At 39.7% G+C, this 12181-nt stretch carries 12 protein-coding genes; 10 read left to right on the top strand and 2 right to left on the bottom strand.

Translation table 11 applies throughout. The annotated features are described in order from the left end of the window. From GX437_02755 to GX437_02745, 3 genes are all read left to right on the top strand, one after another. A partial coding sequence (locus GX437_02755) for a hypothetical protein (protein NLJ06571.1) occupies positions 1-454 on the top strand: 454 nt, incomplete at its 5' end. Next, entirely contained in the window at positions 451-1638 is a 1188-nt protein-coding gene (locus tag GX437_02750) for an MFS transporter (protein ID NLJ06570.1), read from the top strand. The genes GX437_02755 and GX437_02750, both read left to right, overlap by 4 nt. Then, positions 1635-4421, top strand: coding sequence for a S9 family peptidase (locus GX437_02745; protein NLJ06569.1), 2787 nt, complete (start codon positions 1635-1637; stop codon positions 4419-4421). Before GX437_02750 ends, GX437_02745 begins: the two co-directional genes overlap by 4 nt. A gap of 9 nt (positions 4422-4430) precedes the next feature. Here GX437_02745 and prfA read toward each other — a convergent pair whose 3' ends face one another. Then, positions 4431-5516 (bottom strand): peptide chain release factor 1, encoded by a 1086-nt coding sequence (prfA, locus tag GX437_02740; protein NLJ06568.1) that lies wholly within the window; start codon positions 5514-5516, stop codon positions 4431-4433. A gap of 53 nt (positions 5517-5569) precedes the next feature. Next, entirely contained in the window at positions 5570-6460 is an 891-nt protein-coding gene (locus tag GX437_02735; GenBank protein ID NLJ06567.1) for a 7-carboxy-7-deazaguanine synthase QueE, read from the bottom strand. Between the two features lie 170 nt (positions 6461-6630). On the opposite strand from GX437_02735, the gene GX437_02730 reads away from it, so the two are divergent. The 7 genes from GX437_02730 to GX437_02700 all read left to right on the top strand — a co-directional run. Continuing rightward, positions 6631-7449, top strand: a complete 819-nt coding sequence (locus GX437_02730; protein ID NLJ06566.1) for a hypothetical protein — start codon at positions 6631-6633, stop codon at positions 7447-7449. 236 nt (positions 7450-7685) lie between these two features. Next, complete coding sequence (locus GX437_02725) at positions 7686-8012, top strand: hypothetical protein (protein ID NLJ06565.1); 327 nt, start codon at positions 7686-7688, stop codon at positions 8010-8012. A gap of 41 nt (positions 8013-8053) precedes the next feature. Then, a complete protein-coding gene (locus GX437_02720) occupies positions 8054-9433 on the top strand; it encodes an aminopeptidase P family protein (GenBank protein ID NLJ06564.1) in 1380 nt (459 codons plus the stop codon). Between the two features lie 89 nt (positions 9434-9522). Further along, positions 9523-10482: an NAD-dependent epimerase/dehydratase family protein gene (locus tag GX437_02715; GenBank protein NLJ06563.1), complete on the top strand. Its 960-nt coding sequence runs from the start codon at positions 9523-9525 to the stop codon at positions 10480-10482. A 68-nt stretch (positions 10483-10550) separates the two neighbouring features. Further along, positions 10551-11180, top strand: a complete 630-nt coding sequence (locus tag GX437_02710; protein ID NLJ06562.1) for an LUD domain-containing protein — start codon at positions 10551-10553, stop codon at positions 11178-11180. Continuing rightward, entirely contained in the window at positions 11170-11916 is a 747-nt protein-coding gene (locus tag GX437_02705; GenBank protein ID NLJ06561.1) for a UDP-2,3-diacylglucosamine diphosphatase, read from the top strand. Before GX437_02710 ends, GX437_02705 begins: the two co-directional genes overlap by 11 nt. Positions 11917-12014: 98 nt before the next feature. Continuing rightward, positions 12015-12181: hypothetical protein (locus GX437_02700; protein NLJ06560.1), on the top strand; the 167-nt coding region annotated here is incomplete at its 3' end.

The raw sequence follows: 12181 nt of genomic DNA, 5'->3' as shown, positions 1-12181 counted from the left end.
TAATGCGGGAAAAACAGAAGAAGCAGAAAAAATAAGGCAACAACAACGAATTGAAAATCTTGAAATTGTTGCTTCATTTAAAAAATACTTCCGCTTTTGTCCGGTGTATTTTTTTTATTCCACTCAGACAGCAGAAGCTATGTCAGGAAATTTTAAAGGTATTCTGCTGAATGATTCGCTGCAGGCAGACAGTATGATAAATTTTTTACCTCAGATTTATTATTTTGCCGAATTTGGCTATCTCGATCTGAATGAGGAAGGCTCTACTGGTACAGGGATCGAAGCATTGATTATCAAAGACAAAGCTTTTAATCAGCTTGACAGGCCTTTCCCTTTTTATGTCAGGAGGAATGAGTTTTTATCAGGAAGTAAAAATATTTCACAGGTGGTCGGCATGTTGAATTTCAACCTTGAACAATTTTACAAAACTGCTCTGGATGAAGTGAAAAAGTGAAAAACAGGAAAGCAATAAATAAGAGCGGATTTCAGACTGCCAATGTCGTCATTGTAGCTATGTCGCATCTGGTACATGATATTTTTTCTGCTTTTTTATCCCCCTTGCTTCCGTTGCTGATTAAAAAATTCAGTCTGAGTTACAGCCAGGCCTCCATGATGAGCATGCTTCAGAATTTGCCTGCTTTGATCAATCCTTTCATCGGAGCTATTGCCGACAGGGTAAAAATGAGATATTTTGTCATTTTAATGCCTTCTGTAACGGCCATCACCATGAGCCTGCTCGGAGTAGCTCCTTCTTATACTATCCTGCTGATTCTTGCAGGAACCATGGGTTTAAGTTCAGCGCTTTATCATATTCCCACACCTGTGATGATGAAAAAAGTGTCGGGCAGCCGGCTTGGTATGGGCATGAGTTTTTATATGGCTGGTGGAGAAATAGCCAGAATGCTCGGCCCTCTGCTGATTACTTCTGCTGTTAGTTTATGGACACTTGAAGGGAGCTGGAAGGTTTTGCCTTTAGGTTTACTTGCTTCTTTTGTCATGTATTTCAGGTTGAAAGATATACCTGTTTCTGCCGACATCAGCAGGGATAAGGGCGATAGCCAGATATGGAAAGAACTGAAACCCCATTTGCTTTTTTTCATAGGCCTGACAGGCTATATCACCAGCAGAGGTTTGATGTCGTTCAGCCTTACTGCATTTTTGCCTGCTTATCTGGATGCCAAAGGTTATTCTATCTGGCTTTGCAGTGCCGCACTTTCTATCCTGCAGGCAGGCAGCATTGCAGGTACTTTGCTGACAGGCAGCATCTCCGATAAAATCGGAAGAAAAACTACTCTTTTAATTATTGCCATAGTCAGCCCCTTACTGATGTTTCTTTTTATCAGGACTTCCAGCTTTGAATGGATGGTTGTGTTGCTGCTTATCACCGGATTTTTTCATTTTTCACCCCAGCCTGTATTACTCGCTTTTGTGCAGGATATTCCTACCTCACGACCTGCTTTTCTGAACAGCATTTACATGACCATAACCTTTGGAATCAGTTCGCTGTCGGTAGCACTCGTAGGTCTTTTAATGGACAGGGCAGGACTTGACAATGCTTATTTTATTTCAGCAATTATAGCTCTTGCAGGCATTCCGTTTATTTTAATGATTAAACCTTCAAAAAAACAAGGACAATGAAACGCATTCTGCTTTTGAACCTCTTGGTTTTATTCTCAGTTTTATTTGCAAAAGGACAAAAACTTCCGCTTACACATGATGTTTATGCCAAATGGAAAACCCTTGAAAATCCGGTTATTTCCAATGACGGAAAATGGATATGCTATGAAAAAAATCCACAAAAAGGTGATGGCTGGCTGATGCTTTACAATACCCAAAACAATCAGTCAGACTCAATTGCAAGGGGGAGTGCCGCTGCTTTCTCTCCAAGTAATAAATATCTGGTATTCAAGATTTTACCACAGTATGATACCTTGAGGGCAATGAAACTCAGGAAAGTCAAAAAGGATAAACTGCCCAAAGATTCTTTTGGGGTTTGGTTACTCGAAAGTGATAGTATTGTCAGGTTTCCCGGCCTGAAATCTTTTAAATTACCGGAAAGTAATTCATCTATCCTGAGTGTTCTTTTAGAAAATGAAAATCAGGAAAAAGCAGAGAAAAAGGACACTTCTTCAAACACTAAAAAGCCCGTAAAAACAAAAAAACAAATAAACTCCTATTTGCTGATACTTGATCCGGTTTCCGGCTGGCAACAGCGTTTCGATAAAGTGGAAGAATTCTCCATATCAAAAAACGGGAAATCCGTATTGTTCAAAACGGTGGCCAAAGATTCATTGGATACATCAAAAGTGTTGATATTCAATACCATAAACAAGAATGTTCAGGGTATTTTTGAAACAACAGATTTTGTTAAAAACCTGACAACAGACGATGAGGGTATGCAGGCGGCTTTTCTTGTTTCAAAAGATACTTCAAAGCAAAAAGCATATTCGTTGTATTTGAAAGATGAAAAAAGCTCAATGGCCATCAAGGTAATTGACAGCCTGAGCCCCGGAATGCCAAAAGGATGGGCTGTCAGTGAAAATGGTAAAATGTATTTTTCAAAAAACGGTAAAAGATTGTTTTTCAGTACATCACCACGTCCTGAAATTCCGGTTACAGACACCTTAACCGATGAAGAGAAGTTTAGCTTAGATATCTGGAAATGGGACGATAAAAAAATACAAAGTCAGCAAAACAAGGAATTGCAGGATGAACTGAAACATGCTTATCTGGCGGTTTTTGACCTGCAAAAAAGAGAAATGTTTCAGATTGAAGATCCTGAAAACCGCAGGAGCGTGGTTTATCAGAAAGGAAATGCCCGCTATGCCTTGCTTTTCGGCAATAATGATTATCTGGTTGAAGTATCATGGACGGGTAGTGTCAGAAATGATGTCTGGCTGATTGACCTTGAAAATAATTCCAAAAAACAGATTTTCAAAGGGACGGAATCAAACATTAATCTTTCTCCATTGCAGAAATACCTGTATTGGTACGACAAATCTGACAGCGCCTGGTTTGCCATGCCTGTCAATACTACAACGCCAATAAATCTGACTTCAAAGTTAAAAGTTGCTTTTTACCGTGAGGACAATGATGTCCCTGCTCTGCCGGATGCTTATGGTATTGCCGGATGGACAACTCATGATGAATTCATCATTATTTACGACCAGTTTGACCTCTGGCTGATCGACCCGAAAGGAAAAATTCCCCCTCAGAACATAACAAATGCTTCAGGAAGAGATAATAAAATGGTTCTCAGATATTTAAGTCTCGACAAGGACGAAGAGTCCGTTTCTCTCAATCAGCGAATGCTGCTCAGTATTTTTGATAAAAACAACATGGAGGGAGGGTTTATGCAACTTTATAAAGAAAAGAATACATGGAAGAGCCAGATCATTGAAAAATCCGCCTTTTCATTTTCAAAGCCTGAAAAAGCAAAAAACAGCGACCTGATTATCTGGAGAAAACAGAATTATCAGCAATTTCCTGAGCTCTATGTGAGCAAAACGGATATGTCGGATCAAAAGCAGATTTCATTTACCAATCCGCAGCAAAAAGATTATTTGTGGGGAAATGTCAGGCTTTTTTACTGGAAAGATGAAGATGGAAAAGAAAACAAAGGCTTGCTTTATACTCCTGAAAACTTTGATTCGACCCGGAAATATCCGATGATTGTTTATTATTACGAAAGGGAAAGCGAGAACCTCTTCCGTCATTATATTCCGAAGCCAAGTGCTTCTGTGATAAATTTTCCATTATACAATTCGAATGGCTATGTCATTTTTGTTCCTGATATTTGGTATAAAACCGGTTTTCCGGGGGAGAGTGCTTTGAAAACGGTGGTATCAGGAACCAAAGCTTTAATTTCCGAAGGTTTTATTGATGAAAAGAAAATCGGGCTTCAGGGGCAAAGCTGGGGAGGATATCAGACGGCTTACATCATTACACAAACGGATATTTTTTGTGCGGCAATGGCTGGAGCTGCTGTATCAAACATGAGCAGTGCCTATACGGGCATTCGCTGGGAAAGTGGCCTCAGCCGTATGTTTCAGTATGAGAAAGGTCAGAGCAGGATTGGTAAAACCCTGTGGGAAGCCCCTCAGCTCTATATTCAGAATTCCCCTGTCTTTTATGCAGACAAAATTAAAACGCCTTTGCTGATGATGAACAACGACAAAGATGGTGCAGTCCCCTGGCAACAAGGTATTGAACTCTATTCTGCCATGAGAAGACTGCAGAAACCCTGCTGGATGCTCGTGTATAACAACGAGGAACATAACCTGAAAAACTGGCCGAATAAAGTTGATTTAAGTATCAGAATGATGCAGTTTTTTGACCATTATCTGAAAGATAAGCCTATGCCCGATTGGATGAAAAATGGTATTCCGGCCATTGAAAAAGGAAAGAAAACAGCTTATTGAAAAATCCTTTCAGTCTTCAAACAAAACACCTTCTTTGAGTTTTTCTGCATTTTCAGCAACCTGAAGTGCTTCAATCATTTCTTCAATATTACCGTTCATGAAATCAGGCAGGTTAAAGATAGAAAAGCCGATACGGTGGTCGGTAATCCTTCCCTGAGGATAATTATAGGTTCTGATTTTGGCAGAGCGGTCGCCTGTCGAAACCATGGTTTTTCTTTTTTTGGCTACATCATCAAGATATTTCTGATATTCCAGTTCATAGATGCGTGTTTTCAACACTTTCATGGCCTTTTCAAGGTTTTTTATCTGCGATTTCTGATCCTGACAGGTAGCCACTATGCCGGTAGGGATGTGGGTTAGCCTGACCGCACTGTAGGTTGTATTGACCGATTGTCCGCCAGGCCCTGAGCTGCAGAAAGTATCTTTCCTGATGTCTGATTCCTTTAGTTCAATGTCAAAATCATCAGCTTCGGGTAAAACCACAACCGATGCAGCAGAAGTATGTATTCTACCCTGTGTTTCGGTGATGGGCACCCGTTGAACCCGGTGAACACCACTTTCATATTTAAGTGTACCGTAAACTTTTTGCCCTGAAACCTCAAAAATAATTTCCTTGAAGCCACCGGTAGAACCGGGATTAAAATCAACAACCTCTATTTTCCAGCCTTTTGCAGCAGCATATTTTTCATACATCTTGAATAAATCACCGGCAAAGATGCTTGCTTCATCTCCTCCTGTCCCGGCTCTTATTTCCACAATAGCATTTTTATTGTCTGCCGGGTCGGGAGGTATCAGCATAAGCTTGATTTTTTCCTCAAGGGGTTCTTTTCTGGCCAGCAGTTCTTCGAGGTCGGCTTTGGCCAGTTCCCGCAATTCAGGATCTTTGTCGGTATGAATGATGTTTTTGTTTTCTTCTATGTTACTCATTAAATCCCGGTATTCGTGATATACTTCCACGATTTCACTCAGTTCACTGTATTCCTTGTTTAAGCGGATATATCTTTTCTGGTCGAGGATGGTCTCGGGCTTATTTAACTCTTCTGCAATTTCTTCCCAACGTTGCTTGATAGCGGCCAGTTTACTTAGTAAATCCATTTATTGTGAAAATTTAGATGGTTTTTTCAGGTGCAAAGTTATTTTAAAAAGAGCTACACCCACTGGGTATCGTCATAAAGCTCAATATGAAGGCGTGGCGTGAATTTCCACCTGTTTCTCAACGCTATTTCAGCGACAAGCGGATAGGTTTTTCTTAGAAATTCACGGGTTTCTCCCAATGGCATCAGAAAGATGTCTTCCGGCTCAAATCCTTTTAAATGTTTCAGAAATTCATTCCTGATTTCGTCTTCATCTTCCGGCCTGCCTACCACAAATTTCAACTGAAAATCTTTATCTGACCTTCTCTTTAAAATCTTTTCAGGATGATCGCTGTAATAATCTTCAGGCAGATAACAGGCATCAATAAATTTTTGAATGGCCTGAATATTCATTCTGTTTTGCTGATGATGTGAGATAAATCCCTCCGAAATAGGCTTTTTCATGGCGGCAATTTTGGATTCATCCGGAGTTGAATTGCTTAATTTGGGAGAAATGGAGAAAAGGTCAATGTATGGAACTAATTCATGACTGAAAATTGTTCCATTGGTTTCCAGGGTGATATGCAGGTTCATGGCCTTCAGTTCACGACATAAGCCTGTTAAAGCTTTTGCCTGAAGCATGGGTTCCCCGCCCGAAATGATGATATGCCGTATCCCGTTTAGGTTTTTACTGACAATATTCACTATTTCGTTAATTTCCCTGTCTTCGGTTTCATCAATATGGTGAGAAGAATATGGTGTATCGCAGAAACTGTAACTGCCGTCATAGGCTTTCCATGAGCAGCGAAGATTACACCCGCTCAGTCTGATAAACATGGAAGGAGTTCCAAGTAGTTTCCCTTCACCCTGAAAGGTTCCGCTGAAAGAATAACCCGTTTGAGGCTTTTGACCGCTGAATCCGGGAGAAACAGGAAAAATACCGTTTTTTACAAGCTTTATCTGCATAGTCTATTTGCGAAAGGACATATTGAATAAAAAATGTGCCATAAAACATTACGACTGCAAAGTTATGTCCGGAGCAGGTAATTATTCATTAAAAAAAATTTTTTTGAAAAAATCACAGCAGAATATACTATAATTTTGCTGCATTAAAAAACCTTAAAAAATTTAATGCTATGAAGAAATTTGCATTATTACTGGCTTTAGTAGCTTTCATCTTTTCCTCCTGTAACAAGGGAGGCGCACCCAAAGATGTGAAAGCTAAATTTGATGAAATGTACAAGGGTGCAACCGAAGTCGTCTGGGCCAAACAGGACGATGGTAATTATCTGGCAACTTTTAAATTTGAAGAGGGAGAATGGACAGCGCTTTTCGGAGCTGACGGAATGTGGCTGAAAAGTACAAAAAAACTTGATGAAACCACCTTCCCTGCCAAAGGTGTTGAATATCTCAAACTCTTCTATGAAGGACAGACCCCATCTTACAGCATGGTAAAAGACAGCATTGGAGAAACCTACCTGGCCGAAATGACAAAAGAAGAAAACAAAATGGAAGTATTCTTTGACATGAATGGCAAGGTAATAAAAGATGAAAACAATGCAGTTTTTGCTAAATTCATGGAAAAATACCCCTCAGCTACTGATGCTGCATGGAGTAAAAAAGAAGATGGAAATTTTCTGGTTTCTTTCAATGCTGATGGAAAAGCATGGACTGCTGCTTTTGCCGCTGATGGCAACTGGCTTTACAGCGAAAATATTCTCAAACAGGAAGAATATCCTGAAGCCATTGCCAATTACTTCAAAAAGATGAAAGGCGTTGAAGTAAAAGAAGTTAAGATGAAACAAACAGCCGAAAAAGATGCCTATGAAGTTTTGACAGCCTTCAAAGATGTTGAAACCTGCTTCATTTTCGACAAAGATGGTAAATTCATTGAAAAAATGGATCTGCCAAAACCAGAAGCCCAGCCGGCTGCTGCAGCTGAAGAAAAGAAATAAGACCTTTAAATCAGTTTGATAAAAAGGCTGCCAGCTTATTCTGGCAGCCTTTTTTATTTCAAAATTATCAGATCAACAAGCCCATTTTCAGCCATTGCAATCAGAGAGAATTGGCATGATACCAAATTTATTTGAAATAATAAGGGGTTATACCGGGTAAAATTTCTTAAAAATTATGCTCACCAACACAAATAAATTTCTATTTTAGCCATGATAATTTTGATTAAACTATAATCATGACCAAAAAGGAAGCCGATACGATCATTAAAGCATGCAAGCAATATCATCTGAAAGCGGTTATCAGCCGTGTGCTTGACGATTATAGCATTATACTTGAAAACCGCATGGAATTCAATAATTTTGAAGCGACCAAGCTTGCGGTCAATGCCCTGGTTTTGGAAAAAAGGATGAAAATTCAAAAGGAAGAAAAGGAGCCTCCGGAGCATGATGCCTCTTTTCTTAAAGTGCGTCATCATTTTCACAAAAAAACCGACAAATCTCCCGGCAATTGGGGCCAAAGAAGATCAGGCGACAGTTCATCTGAAGAAAATTTTACCAGATGATGCTTTTATGCTTATTTTTGAGGCCATAAAATTTAAGTATTATGTTTGAAGCAAAAGTTTATATCAATCGCAGAAACAGGCTTAGAAAAAATGTGGAAAAAGGAATAATCCTGATTTTAGGCAATGAGGAGTCTCCCATGAATTATCCGGCCAATGGTTATCATTTTCGTCAGGATTCTAATTTTTTATACTTTTTCGGGCTCGACCATCCCGGTTATGCCGGTGTAATTGACCTTGATGAGGGAAAAGATTATATTTTCGGTAATGATGTGGATATTGACGACATCATCTGGATGGGGTATCAGCCCGGTGTGAGCGAGCAGGCACTGAAAGTTGGGATTGAACATACAGATAATCTTGCCGGATTGGAAAAACTGATTAAAAAGGCTGTTACCGAAGGGCGTAAAATTCATTACACGCCACCCTACCGGACAGATAACATACTTAAACTCGAAAACCTGCTGGGTATTCATCATTCGCAGATCAGGAAAAACTTTTCTCTGGAATTGGTAAAAGCCATTGTGAACCTTCGATCGGTCAAGGAAGATGTTGAAATTGCAGAAATTGAAAAAGCACTTGATACGGCTTACAACATGCATACAACCGCGATAAAAATTTGCAATGCAGGAGTGATGGAGCGTGAAATTGCCGGCAGAATTGAAGGTATAGCCTTGTCGGCCGGAGGCCCCGTGTCTTTCCCTGTTATTCTGACCATTAACGGACAAACACTTCATAATCATTATCATGGAAATATACTGCAAGAAGGGCGAATGGTGGTGATTGATGCCGGATGTGAAACGGAATTGCATTATGCTTCAGATATAACGAGGACAGTTCCGGTAAATCGTCAATTCAATCAACGACAAAAAGAAATTTATCAGGCTGTTCTTGACGCACAAATGACAGCAATCCGGCACGTAAAACCCGGTATTTACAATAAAGAGCTGCATCTGATCGCAAGCCGGTCGCTTGCACAATCTTTAAGATCAATTGGTTTGATGAAAGGAGATGTGGATGAAGCCGTAGCTCAGGGAGCCCATGCCTTATTTTTCCCGCACGGTCTGGGACACATGATGGGGCTGGATGTCCATGATATGGAAGATTTAGGCCAGATTTATGTCGGATATGACGAAACCATTCAGCCAGCCACACAATTTGGACTGGCTTTTTTGCGTCTGGCTCGTGAGCTGAAGCCCGGATTTGTATTTACCATTGAACCTGGCTGTTATTTTATTCCCGCACTTATTGATCAATGGAAAGCAGAAAATAAATTTTCGGAATTCCTTAATTATCAGTTGATTGAGACTTACAAAGACTTTGGCGGTATCCGTATCGAAGACGATATTCTGGTCACTGAAGATGGCTATCGCGTGCTGGGTAAACCTATTCCAAAAACCATTGAGGAGATTGAAAACCTGTAAACAATAAAATTCAGCTTTACTGTTTGATGGGGATATATTTATATTTACAGCCCGTTAAAAAAATAACAATTTTCAATTAAACCGATAATATGGAAAAAATTCTTGTCATTGGCTGTGCAGGGCAGATAGGAACTGAACTTGTCCCGGCTCTTCGGAAAATTTATGGCAACTCCAATGTGGTGGCCTCCGACATCAAAACGACTCCGGCAACTGAAGAATTATCGCAGTCGGGGCCTTTTGAAATTCTTGATATTCTTGACAATCAAAAACTTAATGAAATTGTTGAACGCTATCAGATTACCCAGATATATCATTTGGTAGCCGTACTTTCAGCTACTTGTGAAAAAATGCCCGTAAAAGCATGGCAGATAAATATGGATAGCTTGTTCAATGTGCTGGAACTTGCCCGTGAAAAAAAGATGTCGAGAGTATTCTGGCCCAGCAGTATCGGTGCTTTTGGCCCGACAACACCTAAATTGAAAACTCCTCAGCAAACAGTGATGGAACCGACTACGGTTTACGGTATCAGCAAACTGGCAGGCGAAAGGTGGGCTGAATATTACTGGCTGAAATATGGAGTGGATACCCGAAGCATACGTTATCCGGGACTGATCAGCTATAAAACAGAGCCCGGTGGCGGAACAACCGACTATGCTGTCGATATATTTTACAAAGCTATACAGGACGGACATTATCAATGTTTTTTAAGAAAAGATACTGCATTGCCTATGATGTATATGGATGATGCCGTAAAAGGCACCATTCAGCTCATGGAAACACCTGCTGATAAACTAAGTACACGTGCAAGTTACAATCTGGCCGCTTTTAGTTTTACTCCTGAAGAGCTTGCGGAGAAAATTAAAATTCATATCCCTGATTTTACAATCACTTATGAACCTGATTATCGCCAAAGTATAGCAGACTCGTGGCCGGCAAGTATTGATGACAGTTTTGCCAGAAAAGACTGGGGCTGGCATCCTGATATTGATCTCGACAAAATGGTGGGCATCATGCTGACGGAAATCATGAAAAAGCTTGGGAAAAGCTGAGCATCCTGAATTTCCGCCTGCAGTTCAATCCCTGAAAAATGAATAATTTTGCAGATTATTAAATTTCAATGAGAGAGAAAGTATTAAAGAAAATCAGGAATTCGGCTGTAAAAGGTATGCTGAAAACTGATACCATTGATAATGAAAACAAACATCAGTTATATGAAATTCCTGATGAGAATTTGGTTCAGGTATTTGCCAGGGAATTCAGTAAAATCAATGGAAAATTCATTTATTGCTTCAACAACCACGACATGGTTACCCAGCTTCGACAGCTGATACAGGGAAATAAATGGAAAAATGTCTATTGTACGGAAGAAAGCATACGATATATTTTAAATGATACCAGCCTGAAATATAAGTATGATATTAATAATTATCAGGATGCCGATGTCAGCATTACATCCTGCGAGGCTCTGGTAGCACGGACAGGCAGTATTCTTGTTTCGACATCACATGACAAAACGCGTAAACTGACCGTATTTCCGCCCGTTCATATTGTACTTGCGTACTTTGATCAGATTTATTTTGACCTTGAAAATGCGCTGAAAACCTTCAAAGATCGCTATCATAACCGCTATCCTTCCATGTTATCAATTATTTCAGGGCCAAGCCGTACGGCAGATATTGAAAAAACACTGGTTTTGGGAGCTCACGGGCCCAAAGAACTTTATTGCTTTTACATCAATGAGCGATAGAAAAAACATCTATTTTGCTTCTGACTTTCATCTGGGCTCTCCCGATTACCAGCTTAGCCGCCAGCGTGAAGACCAAATTGTTGCCTGGCTTGACCAGATTGAAGGAAATGCTTCAGAAATATACCTCATGGGCGACTTATTCGACTTTTGGTTTGAATACAAAACAGTTGTTCCGAAAGGGTATATCAGATTGCTTGGAAAACTTGCCCGCTTAAGCGATGCCGGCATCAGACTGACTATTTTCAAAGGAAATCATGATTTGTGGATGAAAGATTACTTTGTCAGGGAACTGAATGCTGAAGTAATCAGCCAGCCAATTGTCAAAACCTTTGAAAATAAAACCTTTTATCTTGCCCATGGAGACGGACTCGGTCCTGGCGATTATGGTTATAAATTTATTAACCGGATTTTTAAAGCTAAAGTAAATCGGTTTCTTTTCAGTTGGCTCCATCCCGACATAGGCAGCAAAATAGCCCGTTACTTCAGTGATTCCAGCAGAATTTACCAGCAAAAAACTCCTTTGATTTTTAACGGAGACAAGGAAAGACTGGTAATACATGCCAGAAATATTTTAAAAGAAAGGCATATTGACTATTTCATTTTTGGGCACAGGCATATACCGGTTGATTATCTGTTAAATGACCATAGCCGGCTGATAAATCTGGGAGACATGTTTAATCATTTCAGCTATGCATTTTTTGATGGTGATGATGTTAAATTATTGAATATTAGTTAGTTAATAAAATGAAGAATTTTTAAAAACAGCGATGAAGTTTTTTTAAAAAGCTATATATTTGCAGGTTCACAATGATGTATCAGAAAAACAATCAAATTATGGAGCAAGACATCAAAGAGTTATATTTTGACCAGCGGTTATGGATTAATCGCATCAGATTTTACAAGGAACAGCTGGTCATTTTGCAAAACAATCTTGATAAAATGGTTAAATATTATTCCCACCCTGAACTTATGGCAGAGGTTGAGCAATACCAAAACAAAAT

Source organism: Sphingobacteriales bacterium, assembly GCA_012517435.1.
GTDB lineage: Bacteria > Bacteroidota > Bacteroidia > CAILMK01 > JAAYUY01 > JAAYUY01.
Note: the sequence above shows the minus strand (reverse complement) of the source record. Positions and strands in the feature narration are given on the sequence as shown.